At 42.5% G+C, this 23,333-nt stretch carries 23 protein-coding genes and 1 pseudogene; 8 read left to right on the top strand and 16 right to left on the bottom strand.

From position 1 onward, the window contains the following. Positions 1 to 11 precede the first annotated feature (11 nt). Together H513_RS0110350 and H513_RS0110345 are read left to right on the top strand one after the other, a co-directional pair. Positions 12 to 1,106 carry a glycosyltransferase family 2 protein gene (locus tag H513_RS0110350; protein WP_161625299.1) on the top strand — a complete coding sequence of 365 codons (1,095 nt, stop codon included), beginning with the start codon at positions 12 to 14 and terminating at the stop codon, positions 1,104 to 1,106. After that, on the top strand, positions 1,103 to 2,581 hold the full coding sequence (locus H513_RS0110345; RefSeq protein ID WP_026800679.1) for a phytoene desaturase family protein: 1,479 nt from the start codon (positions 1,103 to 1,105) through the stop codon (positions 2,579 to 2,581). Before H513_RS0110350 ends, H513_RS0110345 begins: the two co-directional genes overlap by 4 nt. 10 nt (positions 2,582 to 2,591) lie before the next feature. Here H513_RS0110345 and H513_RS0110340 read toward each other — a convergent pair whose 3' ends face one another. The 3 genes from H513_RS0110340 to H513_RS20050 are packed head-to-tail and all read right to left on the bottom strand — an operon-like array spanning position 2,592 to position 6,405. Next, positions 2,592 to 3,440: a phytoene/squalene synthase family protein gene (locus tag H513_RS0110340; protein ID WP_026800678.1), complete on the bottom strand. Its 849-nt coding sequence runs from the start codon at positions 3,438 to 3,440 to the stop codon at positions 2,592 to 2,594. Between the two features lie 11 nt (positions 3,441 to 3,451). After that, positions 3,452 to 4,921: a phytoene desaturase family protein gene (locus H513_RS0110335; RefSeq protein WP_026800677.1), complete on the bottom strand. Its 1,470-nt coding sequence runs from the start codon at positions 4,919 to 4,921 to the stop codon at positions 3,452 to 3,454. Then, complete coding sequence (locus H513_RS20050) at positions 4,918 to 6,405, bottom strand: phytoene desaturase family protein (protein ID WP_036769948.1); 1,488 nt, start codon at positions 6,403 to 6,405, stop codon at positions 4,918 to 4,920. Before H513_RS20050 ends, H513_RS0110335 begins: the two co-directional genes overlap by 4 nt. Before the next feature lie 241 nt (positions 6,406 to 6,646). Here H513_RS20050 and H513_RS20045 point away from each other — a divergent pair, with 241 nt between their 5' ends. Both H513_RS20045 and H513_RS22090 read left to right on the top strand, forming a co-directional pair. Then, positions 6,647 to 8,368 (top strand): B12-binding domain-containing radical SAM protein, encoded by a 1,722-nt coding sequence (locus tag H513_RS20045; protein ID WP_051239898.1) that lies wholly within the window; start codon positions 6,647 to 6,649, stop codon positions 8,366 to 8,368. A gap of 140 nt (positions 8,369 to 8,508) precedes the next feature. Next, positions 8,509 to 8,586, top strand: a pseudogene (locus H513_RS22090) (YjcZ family sporulation protein); the annotation flags it as partial. A gap of 42 nt (positions 8,587 to 8,628) precedes the next feature. On the opposite strand, the gene H513_RS0110315 reads toward H513_RS22090, so the two are convergent. From H513_RS0110315 to H513_RS0110295, 5 genes are all read right to left on the bottom strand, one after another. Next, positions 8,629 to 9,990, bottom strand: coding sequence for a TrkH family potassium uptake protein (locus H513_RS0110315; RefSeq protein WP_026800676.1), 1,362 nt, complete (start codon positions 9,988 to 9,990; stop codon positions 8,629 to 8,631). A 201-nt stretch (positions 9,991 to 10,191) separates the two neighbouring features. Then, positions 10,192 to 10,968 carry an arylamine N-acetyltransferase family protein gene (locus tag H513_RS20040; protein ID WP_051239878.1) on the bottom strand — a complete coding sequence of 259 codons (777 nt, stop codon included), beginning with the start codon at positions 10,966 to 10,968 and terminating at the stop codon, positions 10,192 to 10,194. A 3-nt stretch (positions 10,969 to 10,971) separates the two neighbouring features. Next, entirely contained in the window at positions 10,972 to 11,397 is a 426-nt protein-coding gene (locus H513_RS0110305; protein ID WP_026800675.1) for a YwpF family protein, read from the bottom strand. A gap of 83 nt (positions 11,398 to 11,480) precedes the next feature. Further along, positions 11,481 to 12,497: a GTP 3',8-cyclase MoaA gene (gene moaA / locus H513_RS0110300; RefSeq protein ID WP_026800674.1), complete on the bottom strand. Its 1,017-nt coding sequence runs from the start codon at positions 12,495 to 12,497 to the stop codon at positions 11,481 to 11,483. Between the two features lie 48 nt (positions 12,498 to 12,545). Next, on the bottom strand, positions 12,546 to 13,820 hold the full coding sequence (locus H513_RS0110295) for a molybdopterin molybdotransferase MoeA (protein WP_026800673.1): 1,275 nt from the start codon (positions 13,818 to 13,820) through the stop codon (positions 12,546 to 12,548). A 138-nt stretch (positions 13,821 to 13,958) separates the two neighbouring features. Between H513_RS0110295 and H513_RS0110290 the strand changes: the two genes are divergently transcribed. After that, positions 13,959 to 15,314 (top strand): dihydrolipoyl dehydrogenase family protein, encoded by a 1,356-nt coding sequence (locus H513_RS0110290; protein WP_026800672.1) that lies wholly within the window; start codon positions 13,959 to 13,961, stop codon positions 15,312 to 15,314. Between the two features lie 79 nt (positions 15,315 to 15,393). Here H513_RS0110290 and H513_RS0110285 read toward each other — a convergent pair whose 3' ends face one another. Continuing rightward, positions 15,394 to 15,930 (bottom strand): HD domain-containing protein, encoded by a 537-nt coding sequence (locus H513_RS0110285; RefSeq protein WP_026800671.1) that lies wholly within the window; start codon positions 15,928 to 15,930, stop codon positions 15,394 to 15,396. Between the two features lie 151 nt (positions 15,931 to 16,081). Here H513_RS0110285 and H513_RS0110280 point away from each other — a divergent pair, with 151 nt between their 5' ends. Both H513_RS0110280 and H513_RS0110275 read left to right on the top strand, forming a co-directional pair. Then, positions 16,082 to 16,819, top strand: coding sequence for an SDR family NAD(P)-dependent oxidoreductase (locus H513_RS0110280; RefSeq protein WP_026800670.1), 738 nt, complete (start codon positions 16,082 to 16,084; stop codon positions 16,817 to 16,819). 133 nt (positions 16,820 to 16,952) lie between these two features. Next, positions 16,953 to 17,276, top strand: a complete 324-nt coding sequence (locus H513_RS0110275) for a hypothetical protein (protein ID WP_026800669.1) — start codon at positions 16,953 to 16,955, stop codon at positions 17,274 to 17,276. A gap of 87 nt (positions 17,277 to 17,363) precedes the next feature. Here the strand turns inward: H513_RS0110275 and H513_RS20035 are convergent, their stop codons facing one another. After that, positions 17,364 to 18,731, bottom strand: a complete 1,368-nt coding sequence (locus tag H513_RS20035; RefSeq protein ID WP_051239876.1) for an MFS transporter — start codon at positions 18,729 to 18,731, stop codon at positions 17,364 to 17,366. A 271-nt stretch (positions 18,732 to 19,002) separates the two neighbouring features. Between H513_RS20035 and H513_RS21900 the strand changes: the two genes are divergently transcribed. Continuing rightward, positions 19,003 to 19,146, top strand: a complete 144-nt coding sequence (locus H513_RS21900) for a hypothetical protein (protein WP_154655226.1) — start codon at positions 19,003 to 19,005, stop codon at positions 19,144 to 19,146. Between the two features lie 73 nt (positions 19,147 to 19,219). Here H513_RS21900 and corA read toward each other — a convergent pair whose 3' ends face one another. The 6 genes from corA to H513_RS0110235 all read right to left on the bottom strand — a co-directional run bounded on the left by corA (position 19,220) and on the right by H513_RS0110235 (position 23,333). Beyond that, complete coding sequence (gene corA, locus H513_RS0110260) at positions 19,220 to 20,170, bottom strand: magnesium/cobalt transporter CorA (RefSeq protein WP_026800668.1); 951 nt, start codon at positions 20,168 to 20,170, stop codon at positions 19,220 to 19,222. 57 nt (positions 20,171 to 20,227) lie between these two features. Then, positions 20,228 to 20,884, bottom strand: coding sequence for a haloacid dehalogenase type II (locus tag H513_RS0110255; protein WP_330981689.1), 657 nt, complete (start codon positions 20,882 to 20,884; stop codon positions 20,228 to 20,230). Between the two features lie 123 nt (positions 20,885 to 21,007). Continuing rightward, positions 21,008 to 22,141, bottom strand: a complete 1,134-nt coding sequence (locus H513_RS0110250) for an MBL fold metallo-hydrolase (protein ID WP_231572106.1) — start codon at positions 22,139 to 22,141, stop codon at positions 21,008 to 21,010. Positions 22,142 to 22,194: 53 nt separating this feature from the next. Then, a complete protein-coding gene (locus tag H513_RS0110245) occupies positions 22,195 to 22,491 on the bottom strand; it encodes a rhodanese-like domain-containing protein (protein WP_026800665.1) in 297 nt (98 codons plus the stop codon). A gap of 442 nt (positions 22,492 to 22,933) precedes the next feature. After that, positions 22,934 to 23,017 carry a putative holin-like toxin gene (locus H513_RS22280; protein ID WP_420804738.1) on the bottom strand — a complete coding sequence of 28 codons (84 nt, stop codon included), beginning with the start codon at positions 23,015 to 23,017 and terminating at the stop codon, positions 22,934 to 22,936. A 118-nt stretch (positions 23,018 to 23,135) separates the two neighbouring features. After that, the gene (locus tag H513_RS0110235) at positions 23,136 to 23,333 is read right to left on the bottom strand and encodes a hypothetical protein (protein ID WP_026800664.1); all 198 of its coding nucleotides are present in this window, start codon (positions 23,331 to 23,333) and stop codon (positions 23,136 to 23,138) included.

The following is a 23,333-nucleotide window of genomic DNA, read 5'->3' as shown; positions in this document are numbered from 1 at the left end:
TATTACTCATAATGCTTCTGATTATCCTTTGTATAGGGCTCTTGTGGCTATGGGTGAATGCTGTATTTCTTCGTGAAGTAACATCGCTTACTCCAACCACAGCACAGCCACTCGTTTCTATTCTAATTCCGCTTCGTAATGAAGAAGACAACGTTCTAGCTCTTATCAAGAATTTAAAGGAATTATCTTATCCAAATGTTGAGGTTATCCTTCTTGATGATGGTTCTACAGATCGCACTGCAGAACGATTGCAATCATCCATACAAGATAATAAAGCTTTCACAATTATCCAAGGGTCGCCATTGCCAGATGGCTGGAACGGCAAGGTATATGCATGTCATCAACTTAGTCGTCTTGCCAAAGGAGAATTCTTTCTCTTTATTGATGCAGATGTTCGCTTGCATCCCGAGACCATACAATACACACTTGCTCACATGGAAGCCGAAAGAATCGACCTGCTAAGTGGATTTCCGAACTATCCACTTATTCATAAAGGTGTACAATTACTCGTTCCTATGCAACATTTCGTGGTTTGGGCTCACTTACCGATGTTTATAGCGAACCGAACGAACCATGCTGCCTTTACAGCTGCATGCGGGCAATTTATGTTCTTTAGAAAGAATGCGTATGTTGCAATCGGTGGGCACGAATCGGTTAAGAACTCATTACTCGAAGATGTTCACCTTGCAAGAAGGATGAAAGAGTACGGTTGGACAATGAAACTTCTGAACATTTCATCCCTTGTCACCTGCCATATGTATACGTCGATGAGGAGTTTGTGGGAAGGATTCACAAAGAATATCTATGTCGGAATTGGACAGTCCAAAGTGTTAGCCATTCTGTTAAGTGGCTATTACGCCTTTGTTTATCTGTTCCCTTTCCCTCTCGCTATCTATGGGATAGTGACATTCCAACCGTTATATGTCATACCCTATCTACTCACTGTTCTACAGAAATGGATAGTCGATCGAAAAACAGGCACACATGGCAGCTTCGCATGGGCTGTGCCAATCAGCGCCAGTCTATTGATAGCTGTACTAGCCACTTCGATGTACAAAGCTATCCGTGGACAATCGTACTCATGGAAAGGAAGAATGTACACATGAAATCTGTAGCAATCGTAGGGGGAGGTCTTGGAGGTCTTTCTGCTGCCATTTATTTAGCGAAGGCAGGCTACGATGTTTCTATCTTCGAGAAGAACGCGCATTTTGGTGGGAAAATGATGCCGGTTCAACTCGGTACTTATCATTTTGACTTCGGACCGAACACCATTACCATGCCCGATGTATTTAAAGATGTTCTCCGTCAAGGGGGAGAGACATATGAACACACCCTTCACTTTGAGAAACTTGAAAGTCACACGCGAAATGTGTTCAATGACGGGGTGTCCTTTGATTTGTCTAGTGATCCTAGACGAATGGTGCAACAATTACTTAAGATTGACCCGAAGGGCGCACGCCATTACCCTTCCTTCTTGAAAGAAATAGGACGGTTATACGAGCAATCTACAAAGCACTTCTTAAATCGTACATTTCGGTCTTGGACTGATTATTTGTCTCCTTCGTTGTCAAATGCTTTCTTTCGCGTGCGCCCGTTCCAAACCATGAACGAATTCTTTAACTTATACTTTGAGAATCCTAAAGTTCTTCAAGCGCTTAACCGATACGCAACATACATTGGTTCGAGTCCCTACGTCGCACCTGCCACATTCGCCATGATTGCCTATTTAGAACTCATACAAGGTGTGTATTACGTACGAGGGGGAAACACTCAAATCGCCAAACAATTTGAAGAGCTAGCAACATCTCTTGGGGTCAAGCTTTATCCTAATACACAGATTACCCATGTTCCTGTCCAGGAAGGAATCGCCAAAGGGGTAGAGACAGAAGATGGACGAATGATCGAAGTGGACCGTGTTATCCTAAATGGCGATTTGCTCCACTTGTTCCCAAAGCTTGTTAAGGAAGAGCATCGACCTCGATTCTCCAACAAGAAGGCAAACAGCTATCAACCATCTATCTCTGGATTCGTGATATTGGCTGGGGTAAATAAGCGTTTCTCAACTCTAGCCCATCATCAGCTTTACTTCTCCTCAAATTATGAGAAAGAGTTTAAACAGCTTCAACAAGGAGACTACGCAGAAGACCCGACAATCTATATTTGTACATCTTCTAAATCTGACCCGTCCGTCTCACCAGATGGAGATAATCTTTTCATCCTCGTGAATGCTCCCGCATTAACGAAAGATGGACAAATGATGGAAGACCCCGAGCGTTATAAGAACCGAATCTATGACATTCTGGAAAGGCATGGATTGCACATACGTTCTTCGCTTGTAGAAGAAACAGTCTTCACCCCGAAAGACCTCTACGAGCAATTCGGTGCTTATCGCGGCTCAATCTATGGACCTGCTTCAGAACGAAGGATAGATGCGTTCTTAAGACCCTTTAATGTGTCACAGGACCTCTCAAACCTATACTTTGTAGGGGGAAGCACCCACCCAGGTGGAGGGTCCCCAATGGTTGTATTAAGCGGGAAAAACATTGCCGAAGTTATAAAGAACGAAGACAAAAAGGCGTAGCTCTAAAGAGCTACGCCTTCATCATATTTAATTCTTGTAATAGCTGCTTCTTATCTTCATCACTCACGAAATTCCGTTCTTCAAACACTTGATACTCGTTATTTCGAATCGTTGTTATTATGGCACGGTATAGCTGTGCAGCCCCTTTCACAGCGGGTCTTGAGTACACAGGATACTCACCAATTGTCTCCATCGCACGGTCATAACTTGTCTCAGCTTGTTTACCTAAGTACTCCCATAGCGCAATAAATGCATCGGTTCGGTGATGTGCATACAGTTCAGGGTACGTGTACCCACAAGAGTCAAGCAACGTCCGAGGAAGATAAATGCGTTCCCGTTCTAAATCCTCTCCGACATCTCTCAAAATATTTGTAAGCTGCATGCCTATCCCAAGATGAATGGCTCCTTCCCGCAACTGATCCTCTTTCCCTGGAGCAATGACTGGAAGAAGCATTAATCCAACGGTACTTGCAACTAAATAACAATAATCGTACAAGTCATCCTCAGTCTCGACATAATGTCCATCAATGTCCAATCGTTGCCCTTCGATCATTTCATGAAATGGAGCAGGATCCATAGGGAAACGTTGGAATGTATCACGAAGTGCCACCCACATAGGGTCTTCGCTAGGATGACCTCCGTCTAGAAAGAGTTCAAACTCTCGTTGGAACACAGCAAGCTCTTCTCTAGGATTTTCTCCCTCATCCACGATGTCATCAACTCTTCGGCAATAGGCATAGATGGCCCAAACAGCCCGTTTTTGCTTAGGTGGTAGCAGTCCAAATGCCTTTGAGAATGTTTTCGAGTGTTTTTCTATAATTTGACGACAGTAATCATATGCCTCTTTAACCGAGTACAAGAGTGAACACCTCACTTTTGTTGTAGTATAGCATAATTCTCGTTATGAAGATAATCCGCTAGTAACTTAGCCCCTTGCATAACAATTGGAACACCGCCGCCTGGGTGAATCGAAGCCCCTACTGCGAAAACATTCTCAAGCGGATAAGGCTTCAGTTGAGGGCGAAACACGCCGGATTGGAACAAGGTCGGAGCAATACCAAAGCTTCCTCCATCGAATAGACCTTCTCGCTTCGCTTCATTAGGTGTCTTCACTTTCATCCATTGAATGTGCTTCCGAAGGTCTGGGTAACCCCTCGCTTCCAATTCATCTAGAATTCGCTCAACAAACTCAGTTTCATTCTCCCAGTCAATATGGTCTCCAGACGGGACTGGAACAAGTGTATAAAGGACACCCTCTCCTTCTGGTGCTAGCGTATCGTCAATGATGGAAGGATGAAAGGTATAAAATGAAGGATCACTCGGGACAACCTTTGACTGAAAGACTTCGTGCATATTCTTATCGAAATTCTTGCTCATAAAGAACCGATGTATGGAAGGCTGGTCATAAATTTGGTCAAGCCCCATATAAAGAAGTAGACAACCTGAAGATGGTGTATAAGAGCGACTTAGCTGTTCTTTCTGTTGGAACAATTCATCCATTACAGGAAAGTCTCCGTTCAACACAAGCTGGTCCACCGCTTCCCATCTATCATTTACTTTAATCTCAGTTGCACGTCCCTCATCTGTCTTTACGTCTGACACTTCACAATCTGTCCGAAGTTCTACACCACGCCTCTCTAACTCTTCTGTAAGAATAGGAACAAGACTAGCATAGCCTCCTTTTAGATACCATATCCCATGTTCGTGCTCACTATAAGAAACAAGAGAATAAATCGCAGGAGAACCAGAAGGATGCCCGCCAATATACAATGTTTGAAGTGCATACATATCTTGTAGATACTCACTCTTGAAATAGGTTTTAAGCATTTGCTTCACACGGAGGAAGGCTTTCAGTTTCACTAACGTTCGTAAATTATTCGGTTTGAAGAATTGCTTCTTATCGACGAACGAGCGACTTAGGATGTGCTCCTGACCTAAGGAGAAACGCCATTTCATATCTTTCATAAATCGCAGGAACCCTTCTCCTTCACCTGGGAATAATTTCTCGATTTCTTGTCTTTGGGTTTCGAGATTTTTGTATTTCGTAACTTCTGTTCCGTCGTGGAAATCGAGTGTGTACAACGGGTCGCAAGAAATGAGGTCGAGCCTCTCTCTAGAAATCCCGCCTTCTTCTAGAATAGAGAGCAACATGTCTGGAAGGAGTACAATCGTAGGTCCCCCATCAATTTGATAAGATCCCTCTTTCACGAAAGAAAGGCGGCCTCCCATGGTAGAGCCCTTTTCAATTACTGTAATCGTGTCATCGGTTCGTTGACTGTGAAGAAGCGCTGTAACAAGGCCACCAACGCCTCCTCCAACAATGGTTAAATGATTACTCATGCTTGTTTCACCTCCGTTTCAGAAAGCCAATCTGCTGTAATTCTGGCAGATTCAAGAATGGTTGGCAGGCCACTACCTGGATGAGTTCCGCCTCCTACAATCCAACAATTCGCTAATTCATTAAAGCGATTGTGCGGTCGGAAGTACATCATTTGTGAGAGCTGATGGCCCAAGTTAAACGTAGCCCCTTCATAGACAGAATAATCTTCCTGCCACTGCTTCGGGGTTAAGATTTGTTCTACTTCGATATCCTCATCCTTAAGATCAATCCCAGTACGCTCACGTACGATGGACAAAATCAAGTTACGAAACGCTTCTTGATTCTGAGGCCAGTCGATTTCTGAGAAATTATTTGGTACAGGTGCTAGGAGATAAAGAGCAGACTTCCCAGCAGGTGCAAGTGTGGAATCTGTAACACTAGCATTGTGAACATAGATGGAAGGGTCTTCAGACAGTTCAAGACTCCCTGTAATCTCTTCCACATTTTGTTTATAGTCTTTTGAGAAAATGATAGAATGGTGAGGCAAATCGATTTCTTTATTCACCCCAAGATAGAGCATAAAGGTTGAGCAAGAATACTTCTTCTTCTTCATATTTTCCTTGGAATACTTCTTAAGAACCGGCTCTTCTACTAGGTGTTCCATGGCATGTGCGAAATCAGCATTCACGATCACATCATCTGCATCAACGACTTCACCATCTTCAAGTACAACACCTTTGACCGTTTTACCATCTAAATTCAATTTCTTAACTCCACGATTAAGGTGAATTTGCCCGCCATGCTCTTTAATCACTTTAGCCATAGATTGAGAGATTTGATTCACACCACCAATTGGATGGAATACGCCATACTCATGTTCCATAAAGCTTAGTATTGAGAAAGCTCCGGGACATTCCCATGGAGACATTCCTAAATATTTGGACTGGAAAGTGAAAGCAAGTTTCAACTCTTCATCGTTAAAGTAGTCAGACAAGACATCATAGAGTGATTTGCCAAGCGCCAGATGAGGCAAGGCCTTTAAAGTACGTGGTCGAACATAATCGATTAAACGATGGTGACGATTTTGCAACATTGGCATAAGAGCGCTCATCCGTTTTCTCGTATCATTCATAAAGCGAGTGTACCCATCTTCATTCCCTGGATATAACTGGCTAATTTGCTTATTAAGCTCTTCTGGATCACGTGACATTCGCAATCTATTACTTTCAAAAAACAAGTCATACATTGGTTCAATTTCCACAAGATCCAAATAATCGTGCATGTTACGTCCAGATGCTTCGAACAACTCTTCTAGAATATGAGGCATGCTGAAGAAAGTTGGACCTACATCAAAATGATAGTCTCCAAGTGTTAATTCAGCATTGCGTCCACCTACTACCGATTGTTTTTCAAATACTTGTACGTTATATCCTTTAGCAGCCAATAACATGGCAGAAGCAAGTCCACCTGGACCTGCACCAATCACTGCAACTTTTTTCACAATCGTTCACCACCACATCGTTATACATTCGTTGTACATTTATTATACACAGGTATCATAATAAGTGCAATTCCCTACTCTAATTCACTTTCTCAACCTAATTTAAACGTATTTTGTACTTTTATTGTATAACATTTGTTAAATGTTGAATCCTCACCTTGCTTAATTGTTTCAAAACGTCTGATACCAGGCTGTTTCGGCAACGATGAGGCTAGAGTTCAATAAAGAAAGGAATGGCTAAATGATGAAGGCTACTGTTACAACCTTAAATGCAAAGTACATTCATAAGAGCTTAGCGCTGCGGTATTTAAAATCCGCCGCTCTCCCTGACCACCATGTAACAATGAAAGAGTTCACCATCCATGATGAACCAATGACCATTGCAGGGGAATTATACAAAGAGGAGCCTGAGGTCATTGGATTTAGCTGCTATATATGGAATATCGAAGAGACCATTCCTATCCTCTCGATTCTCCGCAAAGTGCTCCCGAACACCTTAATCGTCTTAGGAGGTCCTGAAGTGACGTATGATGCGGACCTATGGATGGAACGCCTTCCGGATGTAGACGTTATTGTTCGCGGAGAAGGGGAGGACGTGTTTAAAACATTGTTATCAACTGTTGAGAAGGGTACTCCCCTACAAGATGTGAAAGGAATTACCTATCGGCAAGGTGAACACATTCGCTCAACTGTCCCCGCTCCTAAAGTAAAGCTCCAATCCCTTTCTTCTCCTTATCGTTTTGAGGAAGACAAGGATGAGCTTTGCAAACGGATTGCCTACATTGAAACAAGCAGAGGTTGCCCTTACACCTGTCAGTTCTGCCTTTCTTCTATTGAGGTTGGCGTTCGGTACTTTGATATTGATTACATGAAAGAAGAGATAACCTATTTGATGAGTGAAGGGGCAAGAACGTTCAAATTCTTAGATCGCACCTTTAATATTAACCGTTCCTACGCATTAGAAATGTTTCAATTTCTTATTAAGAATCACCTGCCAGGTACGGTATTTCAGTTTGAGGTAACCGGGGATATTATGAGACCTGAAGTTATTGACTTCATCAATACACACGCTCCACCTGGATTATTCCGCTTTGAGATTGGCGTACAATCAACGAATGAAGAAACGAACGAATTAATACAAAGAAGGCAGAATTTCATCAAGCTGAAACGAACCATTGACAACGTGCGAGATGGAGGGAAAGTTGTCCAACACGTAGACCTTATTGCGGGGTTGCCTCAAGAAGACTACGCTTCCTTTCGTGAAACGTTTAATGAAGTATTTGGGTTACGTCCAGACGAATTGCAATTAGGATTTCTGAAGATGCTTCGGGGAACTGGTTTAAGAAGAGATGCAGCACAGTTTAGCTATCAATATATGGACCATGCGCCCTATGAAATGCTTTCTAACCATGTACTTTCCTTTCAGGATGTACTAGCCATTAAGCAAGTTGAAGATATCTTGGAGAAATATTGGAATAAGCACTTTATGGACCGGACAATTGGCTATCTAGTAGACGAAGTCTTCAAGAGTCCTTTCGACTTCTTCCAACAATTTGGTTTGTACTGGCATGACCAAGGCTTTGATCGGATTGGACACCAGTTAAATGATTTGTACAAGCGACTATCTTCATTCTTGTCCACCGTACCTGGTCTTGACATTCGCATAGTAGAAGGCTTAATGCATCTTGATTACTACAGCCACTTTAAACAAAAGCCAAGACAATCGTTGCATCAAAGAAAGCCGGACGAAGACAGTTATTATGAGTTTGTATGGAACACACTCCCCCGTACACAAACCAGTAAGCGACAGTTCTTCAAGCATGCATGCATTCATCCTATCGCCTTTCGTGTTGATACATTTGAAGAGAGCGGCCAGATCATAGAAGAGCCGTCCCTGTTAGTGGCATGGTACGGACCAGAAGACGAACAAGTAACGTTCCATCATTGCCCACCCCCTATCGCCTAACTTATTTCTAACACTAGGCGTTCGTCCATACAGAAATGCCTCTGCCTTCATATAGTGAGAGTGTAATGAAAATGGAGGTGATATGAATGGGTTATGGTTACGGACACGGTTGCTGTTATGGCGGATATCAAGGTGGCTACGGTTACGGCGGAGGCTTTGCGCTAATCGTCGTACTATTTATCCTTCTTATTATCGTTGGTGCTGCATTTTACTGCTAACAAATCAAAAGCCTGCCTCATTTTGAGGCAGGCTTGTTTGTATTATCCAATAATAATTCGTTCCGTCGGGTAATGATAGTTCCCTTTCTTCTCTTTCTTAAAGGTAAACAAGAAAGACAGGATTCCAATCCTACCGATGAACATGAGAATGATTATGGTGACTTTCCCAATTGTCGACAGGTCTGGTGTAATACCTAGAGACAAGCCCACCGTTCCGAAGGCAGAAGTCACTTCAAAGATAATCTCTGTCAGCGGGAAAGACTCTGTAATGGTGAGTAAGATCACAGAAGTCGACACGGTAATGACCGCCATGATTGTGACAACGACAGCCTTATTTAGATCGTCATTATGTACTTCACGACCAAAGATATGAATGCGTTGCTGGCCTCTGGCAAACGTAAGTACAAAGATAATAACGAGGGCAAACGACGTGGTCCGGATACCGCCCCCGACACTACTCGGTGATGCACCGATAAACATGAGGGCAGACATGACAAGTTCGGTTTGCTCAGTGAATTGACTTACATCCATCGTGGATAACCCACCACTCCTTGTGGTAATGGATTGGAACAAGGAATAAAACAGAATTTCATGCCATTTCTTATCAGCGAAGAAATATTGAAATTCTAACAAGGCAATAACGACCGTGCCAAATATGACAAGCAGGAAGAACGTTAATGTTGTAACCTTTGTAAATAAGGAAAATCGCATAAAACGACGTTCTTCTGTCTTCGCAAACAGATATTCGCGCACTTCAATGAGTACCGGAAACCCTATTGCCCCGAACATGATGAGGACCATATGAATGAATTGAACAAAGTAATCATCTTTAAAGGGGATTAGTGACTGCCCCGTAATATCAAATCCACCATTTGTTGTCGCACTAATTGAGGCGAAGAAACCTTGGAAGTACGCTTGTTGCCAAGAATCATAATATTGAAGGAAATACGTCCCTAAGACAAGAAAACCAATTAATTCAATCGTAAGAATAAGTGCTAGAATCTGCTTAATCAGCTTCACCATGCCTTGGAAAGTTGTCTGATTCTGGTCAGTCATAATTAGACGTCGTTCTCTCAAGCCAATCTTCTTCCCTAATACAATCCAAATAAATGTACCAATCGCCATAATACCAATGCCTCCAAATTGAAGTACAAAGGCAATGACAAATACTCCGAACGTACTAAACGTATCTGCGGTAGGTACGACGGTTAATCCCGTTACACTTACAGCACTCACTGCTGTAAAGACGACATCGATAAAGGAAAGTGTTACTCCACTTTGATGGGATAACGGCAATCCTATAAGAATCGTTGCCAATAGAACAGCACTTGCGTAAAAAATGACGATGAGTTGAACCGGTGAGAGCGCGTTTAGCCACCGGTAGCTTCGATGTCGAATCCACATAACCTTAGCTCCTTTACCTACCGTACTTAGTCCTATCATACCTAGCATACCCATCCTGATGCGGTTTGTTGCGATAGGGCGAACCTTCATCGTCCGCTAACTCTAAAGATGTTATCACGCCAGGTGAATGGTTGACTACTTCTTTTCTTCGTTTTTATGTATTTTCTTATAGCAGCACGTCATACGTGACCCCCTCTCCTATTAATGTGGAGAAGGGGTCTTCAGCCATTCCAGCTCTGATAAAGGGATAGACATATGCTTATGGATTAAGTCAACTAATTGCTGCGAATGAGAAATGGTATATTTCGTCTTCGACCCTCGCTTATAGACGGTATACGAATGATCTGTAATGGTGATTCTCCCGTTCTTTAGGCGGATGGTCGCGATGACGCCCTGAGTGAAGATAGACTGACTTGATGTTACATTAAATTGTAACGCCTCATCGAAAAAAGGAAAAAAGCGTTCTAAAGCCTCAAATTCATACTGCACTCGCCAGGCTGACTCTTTACGTTCTAAGAAGTATTTACCTTCTTCTTCTGATACGCGGTACGTCCCACTCGGGTCTAACTGAGCATTCCCGGTAAGGGGTAGTGGGCGGATGAAAGAGTCCCCAAATCCAACGTCGACTAGATAAGGTTGGTCAAGAACAACAAGATTCGCCGCATGACTATTTGGAAAGGTATAGGTTCCATCTTTATTCTTTACGGTTGCTGCGATGAAGGTAACATCGAAACCTAGCTGTTGTAACAGCCAGTTAAATAACCCATTTAGCTCGTAGCAGAATCCGCCCCGTCTTCGTTCAACAACCTTATCGAAGAATCTAGCCACATCTAATGTGATCGGCTGTCCTTGAACTACATCTAAATTCTCAAATGGAACATGGAGAAGATGTGCCTCCATCAATTCCTGAAGTCCTTTACGTGATAGTTCAGGCTGTTCAGACAATCCAATTCGCTGCAAATATTCGTTAACATTCATAGCCTATGTGGGCTGTTCAGATGTACGTATCCGAAACATCTCAAACAGCTCTTCTCCTTGATAGCCTTCATCAATTAGTTTCTTTAGCATTTGTTCGACTTGTTCCTTTTTGTAATCTACCATTGTCCCCATGAAGAGGACATTCATGTCTTCCCCAATCTCGTTCACATCAATAACCGTCGCCATAAACATGGCTGGGTTATTGCTTTGTTTCGTAATCTTTGTTTGCAAGACGAGTTTCGCATCCGTATCTTTATAGCTTGTAAACAACGATTCATACGTTTTATTCACATAAGCTTCTAACAGCCATCGATTTTGCTCATCTTCTCGATTAATAATAAGACCATCGATGAGATCTATTTCTTGTTCTTCAATCGTCTCTTGACCTTCTTCAATAACCTTTAATCGAATAAGCTTAAATGTCTTCATACGACAACCGCCTCCTTGAACATCCTATACCTTTACTTTACTTGCTTATCCCTATGTGTCAAGATGATAAAGGAATTGAGTTCTTAGCCTCCTATATAAGACATTTCAATCTTTTTCTTTGCTGGTACGCCGTCTTTTCTTTCGTCTGAGTAGCGGTCGTTTCGGTGTGACCATTTCTTACGAATCACACCTGTAAGCGCCTCGTCTGATAGAGCGTCTTTCCTTAATAAGTTCTTTATGCTATATCCGTCACTTGCGAACAAACAATGATAGAGCATTCCATCAGCTGATATGCGTGCACGGGTACAGGTGGAACAGAACGAGTCGGTAACGGATGAAATTATTCCAATTTCCCCTTCGCCATCTTCGTAATAGTACCGATCTGCTACTTCTCCATAATAGTTTGGCTCAGCAGGGACAAGAGGCATTTCATTATGAATCGAATTTAGGATTTGTTTCTTTGTGAGCACGTGATCTAAATCCCATCCGTTTGAATTGCCTACGTCCATGAACTCAATGAATCTTAATACAACCCCGCCCCCTTTAAAATAACGCGCCATTGGGAGAAGTTGGTCTTCATTCATCCCCTTTTTCACGACCATATTTACCTTGACGGTTAATCCAGAGTTTCTTGCTGCTTCAATCCCTTTCAGTACTGGACTTATCTTCACCCCTCGTCCGTTCACTTCACGAAATACACGGTCCTCTATGGCATCAAGACTCAGGTTAATTCGGTTGAGCCCTGCTTCCTTTAATGCTTCAGCTTGTTTCGGAAGGAAGATTCCGTTTGTCGTTAAAGCGATGTCCCTTATCCCTTCAATATATGTAAGACGTTGGATAAGCTCTGGTAAGTTTTTGCGAAGCAGTGGCTCTCCACCAGTAATACGGATCTTCTCAACACCTAGCGATGCGAAAGAGCGAGCAACCCGTGTGATCTCATCAAATGAAAGCAGTTCGCTTTCTGGTAGAAAGACGTGGTCCGCTCCAAATAGTTCTTTCGGCATACAATAGCTGCACCTAAAATTACATTGGTCAATAACAGAGATCCGTAAATCTTTCAGAGGGCGATTGAGCTTGTCTACAATAGGTGTACCTCCCATTCCTACCCCTCCCCTTTTCATCCATTTCTAACCATTGTTACATACCGTTCAATGTGCTGTCCATGTATGTGGGTCACCTTCATCTGTCTCCAAGAGAAGCACATCGACAACATCGCCTTCTTGATGGCCTCTTGTACCCCCGTGAAGCTTAATTAATATCGTTGTCTCAGCCAAAGAGGTCACTACCCCAGATTTGTCTATCCCTACGGGTTGTGCAAAGACCCTACCTTCTTGTAGTACTAATTTCCCTCTTACAAACCTTGTAAACGGATTCGCCTTTCCAAAGTCTCCCTTGAGTGTGGCTAACGTTTTCGGTGGATGAATAGCCGAAGTTCCAAGTCCTCCCCTTATTATTGGGCGTACAAATAATTCAAACCCTGCATAACAAGCGGAAGGGTTTCCGGATAAACCAAAGAGTAGCTTCCCATCCACACTGGCAACAGTTGTAACACTGCCAGGTCTCATGGCAACCTTATTGAAGAGAACCTTAGCCCCAAGTTTCTCATAAATAGCTGGAAGCAAATCGAAATCTCCAACGGATACACCCCCAGTCGTAATGAGCACATCCACTTCCTCTAGAGCTACTTTCATTGATTCATAACTTTGGTGTAGCTCATCTCGTAAGGAACCGAAATAGATTGGTACTCCCCCAGCACGCTTGATTTGAGATACAACCATAGAGGCATTTGAATTTCTAATCTTCCCATCTACAAGCGGCGCGTCTACATCAATGAGCTCTGTTCCTGTCGCAAACACCCCAATCCGAGGCTTTTTATATACGTGAACAACGCTGTAGCCGAACGTCGCCAATAGAGCTTTCACTCCAGGATTAATCACTTTACCAGCACCCACTAACACCTGACCATCTTCTGTTTCAGAACCTGCTTCCATGACGTTCTGACCTGCTTTCATTTCTCTTTTAATGCTTACATATTCTTCTTCGTCTTGAACGTACTCCTGACACACCTCAAACATAGCTACACATGTGGCTTCATCAGGGATTTTCGCCCCCGTCATAATGCGGACCGCTTCTCCTCGCCCCAATTCATACGTACTTACGTGTCCCGCAGGTACGTGTTCAACAATTCGAAAGGTTACAGGATGATTCTCTAAAGCCCCTTTCGTGTCTTCTGCACGAAACGCAAATCCGTCGTATGGAGACTTCCGAAATGGAGGAACAGGATGAGTAGCTAGCAACGGCTTAGCGAGCACCCTCCCATCACTCTCCTCAATTGATACAGCTTCTACACCCCCTCCTAACGGATACTTCATCACTCTTTCAATTGCTTCTTCGATTGGAATTGGAGTTCTTCTCTCCACCATCCTAACCCCTCATTTCTCATATTTGTAATAAGACCAATACTAAAATTGTAACAAATCCAAATGTTTTTAACCTGTTTGCTACGTTTTTGAAGAGGGTAACAAGGCAAAGTGTAATCAAAACAAGGAGGAACGATTCTCATGTCCATGCACTATGATTTACTTGTAATTGGAACTGGAGTAGCTGGTACTTCTGCAGCTGTTGCAGCTGCAGATGAAAATAAATCTGTAGCAATTATTGATGAGAGACCCTATGGAGGGACATGTCCAAATCGCGGATGTGATCCGAAGAAGGTTATGGTTGGCATTAGCCAACTATACGAACAAACGAAGAATAATATAGGTCACGGAATAAACGGTGAAGTCACACTAAACTGGAAAGACTTAAAGACATTTAAAGACACCTTCACACACCCTGTTCCAGAATCACGTGAGAATATGTATAAAGAGAAAGGTATCCACACTTACCATAGCAAAGGGGTGTTAAAAGATTCTCATACGGTACAAGCAGGTTCTCATACCCTTACCGGTGATTCCATCTTTATCGCCACAGGCGCTAAGCCATCTGGGTTGCCTATAGATGGAGCAGAGCACTTATACACAAGCGATCAGTTCTTCGAATTAGAAGACCTCCCGCCTTCAATCGTGTTTATTGGCGGTGGTTACATCTCTATGGAATTCGCTCATCTAGCAAGAGCAGCCGGGTCTGAGGTTGTAGTATTTGAACGTAGTCCTATGATTCTATCTGATGGATTCGATTATGATGTAAAGACAAAGCTTAAAGAAAGTTCAGAGGCAAAAGGAATAATCATCCATACAGAGACCAACGTAACATCAATTAAGCAACATGATGGAATGTACACGGTAGAAGCGAAGAAAGACGGGCGCCCAATCACACTTGAAGCCGACTTAGTGGTACACGGGGCAGGGAGAACGCCAAATATTGAGAACATGGGATTAGACGAAGTTGGAATCTCTTATACAAAGCAAGGTATTGTTGTCGATTCTACTTATCAAACGTATGAATTCAATCATATTTATGCAGCAGGAGATTGCGCTTATACAAATGAGCTACCACTGACTCCAGTAGCTGGGCAAGAAGGGTCAAGAGCCATTGAGCATCTACTTTATGGCACGCAACCTACAACCTTGCCGACGCACATTCCAAGCATTGTATTTACGTACCCTCCTCTTGCATCCGTAGGCGCAACAGAAGAACAATTGAAAAAATTAGGGACAGATTACGATGTTCTTTCCAAAGACTTATCTGGCTTCTTTACGTACAAACGAACGAATGAATCCACTGCCTATTCGAAAGTTCTTACGGACAAATCGACAGGTAAACTGCTTGGTGTGCATCTCTTGAATAGCTACAGTGAACATTTAATTAATTTGTTCACGCTAGCCATTGAGAAAGGAATGACGAAAGAAGAGGTCAAAGCGCTGACATTTGTCTATCCATCTGCTGAAAGCGATGTAGCAAGTCTCTTCTCTTAACTCCATCATAAAGCACCTCTTTCGAACAGAAATGTAGACACTGTCGTAAGAGGTGCTTTTTTCTCTCATGTTGACCATGTTATACCATCTCTCTTTGACTCACGTCATTATAAGCGTCAATCTCAAGGTCGAGAACATGGAGTCGTTTTATAGCAGCACCAAAATCCATTTCTTTATAATGATGCAAACCCTTTGGTAGTTCATCCATTTCATCCGCACGTTTCACTACCTTCTGTAGTGGTGTCGTCTTCTCATCAACCGTAAAGGGCAGATACGAGTCAGTGTGAAGAAGGATTGCAACGGACACCTCTTTCGCAACGGTGCGGTCTTCTCCTAAACGGATTAAAAGCTTATGAGCACGTTCCGCTCCCTTAATGGCATGGATATCATTCTTGCGGTACTCATCGTAATCCCACTCCCCATCGACGTACCATTCATAATGGCCAATATCGTGAAGAAGCGCTGCTTTCGTAGCCAAATCTAGATTCACCTGTTCTTCTTTCGCTAAAGCCAAAGCATGTTCCGCTACCGTTACTGCATGGTGAACCCCAGATCGAAATAAATACTTCCGAGTTATATGGTGCTTAAAAATATCTACTAATGTTACCTCTCTCATAGCTTCACCCCCGATTAGTTTCAAAAATATTATCATAGGTTATCGTTAAAAACAAGGTATGCCTGCCCTATTCCCGACAAGGCGCTTACATAACATAGGAGTATGGAGGGTATATAAGTAGCGTAACTCGTAAATCGAAAGGATGAAGACGATGAACTTTCAAAATGATGTTGTTTGGATTACAGGTGGTAGTAATGGGATAGGAAAAGGTGTGGCTTTAGCTTATGCAGAACAGGGTGCACAAGTTGTACTTGCCGATATTGATGAAGAGAACGGGCGCCAAGTCGTTCATAGTCTTAACGAGCGTGGGTATCAGGCTAGTTTTACGTACTGCGATGTTCGTAAAGTAGAGGATTTGCATCGTTTAGCAGATACTTCTCCATCGCCGACTATTTTAATTAATAACGCCGGTGTTAGTAGATTTCACTCTATTTTCGACATTACCGTCGACGAATGGGATGCCATTCTCGAAACAAATCTAAGAAGCATGTTCGTATTATCGAAACGAATCGCAACAAAGTGGAGAGAGTCAAAGACCAAAGGGAGAATCATTAACATAGCGTCTACCCGAGCTTTTATGTCTGAACCTGACTCAGAAGCCTACGCTGCATCAAAAGGCGGGATTGTTGCGCTTACCCATGCACTTGCCGCATCCCTAAGCCCTTATCATATTCGCGTAAACAGCATTAGTCCAGGTTGGATACAAACGGAGAATTACGATCAGTTGCGTGAAGTTGACCATCATCAGCATTTAGCGAATCGGGTTGGAACTCCACATGATATCGCAAAAGCTTGTTTTTATTTATCTGAGGAAAGCAATGATTTCGTAACGGGGGAAAACATTGTAGTCGATGGAGGTATGACTCGAAAAATGATGTATGAGAACTAGTGTGATACTTTCAGGTTTTCCATGAGCGTTTAGCGGGTACAGTTTTTGTAGAAAAGTATTTCGTATGAAAATCTTAATCACTACGAAACGGGCCCAGAAGTAGTGAACAACCTAAAATAGAGAGGTGTCACAATTGAGACAAATACATTCTTACCAGATTCACTTATCGAACTCAATTACCCTTGAACATATTATTCAAATCCATCAAGACGTAGCGGAACATGCCTCTGATGTATACTTATACCAAGGGGACCAAATTGCTGATGCAAAGCAACTCCCAAATTTACTTAGCTTCTTTATGGTGAAAGAAGCAGGCGACTTATTACTTATTATTGACGGTGTTGATGTAGAGGAAATTTACAACAAGATTGTTGACTGCTGCAATGAGTACATCAGTCATGTGCAATTACGATACAAAGATGAAGCCGTTCATGAGCACGCATCTGTTGTACTATAGATGTTCGACTCAATGGAACGCTATCTTATACGTAGACAAATCACACTAAAAAGCTAAGGTGCTGGACATGCAGCACCTTAGCTTTTTTTAGGCTTTCTTCTTGTAGAAGAATTTAAATTGCAGAAAGGCAACGAGGATTACGATACTAAATCCAAGAAAGACGTTACTATAAATCGCCGATTCACCATTTACCCCAATCGGGTTGATTGGTGAGCTAGGCTGATACAAATCAAGCACTTTCCCGATGACCGCACCACTGATGGAACCAGAAACAAAGTTCAATAAGTTGAACACACCCATCCCAACACCAGTTTCGCTAGATTCAAGCTCTGTAGCAAGTAGCTCCGCTGAAGAAGCTTGAACAAGCGGGAAGCTCATATACGCAAGGATGACTAATGCACTCACAAGCCATACGACAAGGCCTGTTGCCGATGATACGACTAAGAACCCTGAGAATAGTAGACCAAGCGCTAAGAATAAGACAAATTTAGCTCCTTTGCTATCCACTAAGTTCCCACCTTTTTGACCCATGATGGCAGCACTCATAGCGCCTGGGAATAGAACAAGGCCAATACTCATCGTAGATAGACCATATACATCACGGAACATAAGCGGCAAGATAAACATCATTCCGAACAAGCTTGTGATGGTTAGAAAGCTTGTAATAATTGTTGTACGGTAGTTCACATTTCTGAATAAACGCGGTGGAATAAATGGATCTCTTGCTGTCTTCGTTCTCCAGATAAAGAATAGAATAAATAAGGCCATTATACCGAACATATACATCAACCCTAAGGATATGCCAAGAATTAAGGAAGATACAATCCCTGCAACAAAGACCATCCCGATATAATCAAGTGATACTGGCTTTGTTTCTTCATTAGGCAAGTTCTTTCTTAAGAAGGGTAGCGTTACGATAATGAGTGCCGATGTTAGAAATAGATATTCCCACGACAAGAACCCTGCAATAAATCCACCAAGAATAGGTCCAACGCCAGACGCAAATGCCATTACAGAAGAAATAATCCCAAGCACTTTGCCTCGTTGGTCAGGGAAATATCGAATTGGGGCTAGAAAGACTAAGGCCGGGATCATCGACCCACCCATTGCCTGAATGATTCTCCCTACAATTACCATGACATAGCTTGTAGAAAAGAAGCCAAGTAAAGAACCAAGAGAAAAGATGGTTAACCCAATTGTAATTAGCGTTTTATACGGATAATAGTCCGCCAATTTCCCATAAACCAATGCACCAACGGCATAGATCATAATGTACCCTGTCATGACCCAACTTGCTTCCGATGGCAAGAGATCATACGTATTCGCGATGTCAGGAACGGCGATGTTAAACATGGTCCCGTTCATGACCGAGAACATGAGCACAGAACATAAAGCGATGAGCAATCCTCTAGGATTTTGAATCTCTGTCTGTTGTGTCTGCTGTTGTGTACTCATGAAATTCCTCCCTTCAAACCTTTTGTTTCATTGTTTTATTATTTCGTCACACGAAAGAAATCGTACCTCTTATTTTGATTCGTTGCAACTATTCTCCCTTATTCAGAAAAAAGTGAAAAGAAATCTCCTTTGTAGATACACACCTGCCGTGTATACCTCCAATTTTGGTGCGATATGTACGGGAAATAAAGATTTTGTATTCAAGGCCAGGTCACGACCCTATCATGAGACAACCTTCTACTTGCGTATACTGAGGCAAGGAGGCGATGGAATGGACATTAAAGATATAGATTGGAGGCTCATTAGCTTTGTCTGGTTAACCCTAACAACTGAACACTGGCTATTCATACACCGCCCTGCCCTCTACTACTGGGACACAGGGACAGGCTTCTCGTCCCACTCTCGTCGCAAATAAACACCGAAGAGGCTCCCTCTTACAAAGGAGGCCTCTTCGGTGTTCTTGGTCGTTCCACTATACTCATGACTAATTAATCAAACCAGCCCTTTTTCTTAAACCATGCCACCATTCCAAATGTCATCATCGCCATAATCGCCAATACGAAGAAATAACTGTATTTCCATGATAGCTCCGGCATATAACTAAAGTTCATTCCATAAATCCCTACGATGAACGTTAATGGCATAAAGATGACAGATATGACGGTAAGGATTTGCATCGTTCGATTCGTTTGATGAGAGTTTAACGATAGATAACTATCACGTATGTCTTGTGTCATCTCACGATTGGATTCAATGAGTTCTGAAACCTTCAATAGATGGTCGTGAATGTCAGCGAAATATTCCTTACGCTCTCGCACCCCCTCCAGATGATGTGTGCTAATCATCCGATAGAGAAGGTCCCTCATTGGGTGAACCGTCTGTCGCATCATCAACAAGTCACTTCTTGTATCAAATAATTGCTCAAGCAACTTCTCCATATTCGAGTTTCTCGTGTTGTCTTCGATTTCATTAATATGGTCCTCAATCGCATATACGATTGGAAAGTAATTATCCACGACTTTGTCGAGCAATTCGTAAAAGACGATAAATTCTTCCCACTGGTCAGGCTGCTTACTTCGCTTCAATCGATTCCATACTTGCTCTAGTTCAGCAGATGTGTGCTTGTGGTACGTTACAATAAATCCATCTCCACTAAAGATATCGATTTCTTCTTTCTCCAACGTCTTCGAATTTAATGAATGGATTACAAAGAATGTATGTTCCTCGTAATAATCCAATTTCGGCCGTTGCAACGTATGGATGCAATCCTCTATAGCAAGGGGGTGAAAGTCGAAAACGGTATCAAGCTTTTGTGTTTCACCTGGTGTTGGCTCAATAAAATCGACCCAGTACCAAATAATTTCCTCCCCTTGCATTTGATCTAAAGGCAGCCCTTCAATTAGACGATTATCCTTTGTATAGGCCAAGGTTCGAATCATAGTTCATCCTCTTTCTATTTACAAAATTCGTATGTACAGAGAGAAAAAAGCTTCTCTCTATTTAAAGGCTAAGATTCCAGTTAAGTCTTCGTAGATGTAGTCTGGTACGAATCCTAGTTTAGGAAATTCCCCTTTCCCTCTTCGAATCCATGCCGTTTGGAATCCGAATGATTTAGCCCCCGTAATGTCCCAAGGGTTACTAGACATAAAGAGTACTTCTTCCTTCTCTACTCCAAGTTCCTTTAACGCATAGTCATACGCCATCGGGTCAGGCTTATAAATGCCTTGTTCATCTGCTGTTAATAACCTCAACATGTCGTCCAACCCATTGTTCTTAAGGAGTGGACGTGATAAGGCTTGTGTTCCATTTGTAAAGACAACAAGCTGGTGGTCTTGTAATTGATGAAGCACATCCTTAACTTCTTCGAAAGGATGGAGGTGCTCATAGACGCTCATAAACTGCTCAACTTGTTCTTCATTATAAGTCACACCGTTTACCTGTAAGGCATCCTGCAGCGCCCAAGACGTAACTTCTTCAAATGAAGCATAGTTATGAATCAATTGTCGAACCATGAAATAGTGAACCTGACGACTTCGCCACGCTTCACTAATGGCCTCTCCCTTCAAAGGATACTGTTCCTCTAATTTCTCCTTTACGGAATGCACGTCAAATAACGTGCCATAGGCATCAAATACAAAAGCCTTTATGGACATATTCATCCTCCTACACGACTTGACATCAACTCTTGTTCATAAACTCTTTCCCCATTTTATACCGAAAACAAACCTACCATAAATTAATGCCCCTGTAAAAGAAGAAAGGATGAGTCTTAAGACTCATCCTTTCCCTTCATGAACAGCACATCGGTTAGGTCCGACTTCCATCGATCGTTGTTCGTCTTCACTCGGTTGAAGCTTCCCAAGATTCACTTGACGAATGTCTTCGTAATCGTTCGGTTGCGTTGACAGATGTGATAACACCATCTCTACAAATTCAGAACGCCCAGAAGCTTCTAACCCTCGATTGTGCTTATATAAATGTCCTAGCGTCTCTCCAATGTACCCATGCTGGTTCCATTCATCCATACTAGCAAAGTGGCCTGGCAACACAACAACTGAAGGGGCATAGGATTTATATCGTTCGAACAAGGTTTCGTATAGGTCATCCACCCATTGCTCCGCTTTCCCAGCCAAATCTGGTCGACCGACTGATTGAACAAAGAGCGTATCACCTGTTAGCAGAAACTCGTTAGCAACGAGTAAAGTGATGGATCCCTTCGTATGACCTGGCGTTTGAGAAGGCACGAGTGTAATTACAGAGAGCCCCACTTGAATTTCTTGTACATCTTCTAATGGTCGAAAGTCATACTCAGCTGTTGCTCCGTCCTTAGAAGACAACCAATAATCAGCCTCCACTTCCTCAGCTAGCTTCAGTCCACCAGAAATGTGGTCCGCATGAAGATGGGTATCAATCACATGGGTAAGGGTCAATCCCTTATCTTCCACAAAGTCGAGGTATGGCTGAATCGTTCGACTTGGATCAACAATAGCTGCCTGCCCTTCGCTCATTACCGCATAAGAAAGACAGCCCTTACCGAGCCGAACAAATTGGTACAACTCTCCCCCATCTGGCAATTCACTAACGAAGACAGGTTCAATGTGCTCACCAAAGGCACGCATTCCACCTTCTAAATAATAGAACCCATCCATTCCCGCTTCCTCTAGTAAGGCAGCCACTTTCCTAGCAGTGGGGTCCTGGTTACACACAATCACAAACTCCCCATCAGGCAGTTTCTCTTTTAGAGCATGCACATCGTGAATCTCCTCATATGGAGCATTCACAACGTTCACGGATTTCCCTTCTACCTTCCAATCATCATAATTTGCTTTAGAACGGACATCTATGAGGTCTACAGACTCTTCTTTCATGATCTTACGTACGAGCTGTTCCACCGTCATCTTCTTAGCCAATACCGTCAACTCCTAAGTCAAACTTAGGTTTCCAAAAAAACACGACTTCCTCTTTACTTGGTTTCTCCTTCCCAAGCTAGCATGCCGCCTTCCATGTTAATCACATTGAAACCTTGTGATTCTAGGTACTGGTATGCTTTCCCGCTACGGCCACCAGAACGGCAAACCATTACGTATTCTTTATCTTTGTCAAACTCAGATACACGCTCTTCAACGGTTCCAAGACGGACATGTTTCGCACCAGGGATCATGCCCTCTCTTACCTCGTCATCTTCACGAACGTCGATGATATTTAGTTGTTCACCTTGCTCTAATTTTTCTTGTACTTCTTTTGCTGTTAGTGTTTTCATTATAATTCCTCCTATGCAATAACTTTATTATCGTTCATACCTGTCTTTACTTATCCAAAACTCACTGAAGCCATAACCCCAGTGGGTATATAGTAGAATAAATAACAGCACAAGTCAACGAAGGTCCTTTGCTTCTTCTTCATATAACTACTGTCATGAAGTTCATTACATAAAGCTGCCATTTCAATAGAGGTCGACGTAGCTAAATGGTTCTTGGACGTACAAATAAGACGCCATTTTCCCTCCTGTTCACCAAGTTGTACCTGCGCTAAACATGTTCCCACCTTCTCTTACTTGATTAAAGTTGTGACTTAAGCACTAATTTATGGTATAGTGAAGATAATGTTTAAGCTTAATAGGCTGTAACGTCTCCGTTACAGCCCGATAGCTTTTCCAATTTCAAATGAGTGTGTTTTGGTCTCCTACTTTGGGAGGCCTTTTTTTATTTTTTGTGCATGATGGCTGCAATTAATGATCCAAATCCAATCATTAACATCAAAGCTTCGTATATTGTAATGGCGTTCACCCCCTTCCGACATGAGGGTTTGGCATATGGAAAAGCTATACTACAGATTGTACCATAATTTTCTTTATAACACGAATGTATGTTCGCATTTTTAACAAAAAGAGAGAACACATACTTGTTATGTGCTCTTCCTTTTCGATAACTTTTGTCTGATTTGTCGCTTTCTTAATTGATCGCTGACGACCATCACATAGACGAGACAAGGTATGGCCACGAAGGTCAGCTGGAAATCTGTCATGTATGCCTCGGCATGTAGCCAAACTCCGCCAATAAGTAAAAGAAATGCGAACACATCCAATCGATCAACCCATTTCAA

The sequence above is a fragment of the Pontibacillus halophilus JSM 076056 = DSM 19796 genome (genome assembly GCF_000425205.1).
GTDB lineage: Bacteria > Bacillota > Bacilli > Bacillales > BH030062 > Pontibacillus_A > Pontibacillus_A halophilus.
Note: the sequence above shows the minus strand (reverse complement) of the source record. Positions and strands in the feature narration are given on the sequence as shown.

Excerpts from the sequence above, each read along its gene's own strand:
- H513_RS0110245 (WP_026800665.1), bottom strand. The coding sequence starts at position 22,491 with ATGAAAACACTAACAGCAAAAGAAGTACAAGAAAAATTAGAGCAAGGT.
- H513_RS0110285 (WP_026800671.1), bottom strand. The coding sequence starts at position 15,930 with ATGAGAGAGGTAACATTAGTAGATATTTTTAAGCACCATATAACTCGG.
- H513_RS0110295 (WP_026800673.1), bottom strand. The coding sequence starts at position 13,820 with ATGGTGGAGAGAAGAACTCCAATTCCAATCGAAGAAGCAATTGAAAGA.
- H513_RS0110335 (WP_026800677.1), bottom strand. The coding sequence starts at position 4,921 with ATGAGTAATCATTTAACCATTGTTGGAGGAGGCGTTGGTGGCCTTGTT.
- H513_RS21900 (WP_154655226.1), top strand. The coding sequence starts at position 19,003 with ATGGACATTAAAGATATAGATTGGAGGCTCATTAGCTTTGTCTGGTTA.
- H513_RS0110280 (WP_026800670.1), top strand. The coding sequence starts at position 16,082 with ATGAACTTTCAAAATGATGTTGTTTGGATTACAGGTGGTAGTAATGGG.
- H513_RS0110255 (WP_330981689.1), bottom strand. The coding sequence starts at position 20,884 with ATGTCCATAAAGGCTTTTGTATTTGATGCCTATGGCACGTTATTTGAC.
- H513_RS0110290 (WP_026800672.1), top strand. The coding sequence starts at position 13,959 with ATGTCCATGCACTATGATTTACTTGTAATTGGAACTGGAGTAGCTGGT.
- H513_RS0110315 (WP_026800676.1), bottom strand. The coding sequence starts at position 9,990 with ATGTGGATTCGACATCGAAGCTACCGGTGGCTAAACGCGCTCTCACCG.
- H513_RS0110305 (WP_026800675.1), bottom strand. The coding sequence starts at position 11,397 with ATGAAGACATTTAAGCTTATTCGATTAAAGGTTATTGAAGAAGGTCAA.
- H513_RS20040 (WP_051239878.1), bottom strand. The coding sequence starts at position 10,968 with ATGAATGTTAACGAATATTTGCAGCGAATTGGATTGTCTGAACAGCCT.
- H513_RS20045 (WP_051239898.1), top strand. The coding sequence starts at position 6,647 with ATGAAGGCTACTGTTACAACCTTAAATGCAAAGTACATTCATAAGAGC.
- corA (WP_026800668.1), bottom strand. The coding sequence starts at position 20,170 with ATGATTCGAACCTTGGCCTATACAAAGGATAATCGTCTAATTGAAGGG.
- H513_RS0110350 (WP_161625299.1), top strand. The coding sequence starts at position 12 with ATGCTTCTGATTATCCTTTGTATAGGGCTCTTGTGGCTATGGGTGAAT.
- H513_RS0110345 (WP_026800679.1), top strand. The coding sequence starts at position 1,103 with ATGAAATCTGTAGCAATCGTAGGGGGAGGTCTTGGAGGTCTTTCTGCT.
- H513_RS20035 (WP_051239876.1), bottom strand. The coding sequence starts at position 18,731 with ATGAGTACACAACAGCAGACACAACAGACAGAGATTCAAAATCCTAGA.
- moaA (WP_026800674.1), bottom strand. The coding sequence starts at position 12,497 with ATGGGAGGTACACCTATTGTAGACAAGCTCAATCGCCCTCTGAAAGAT.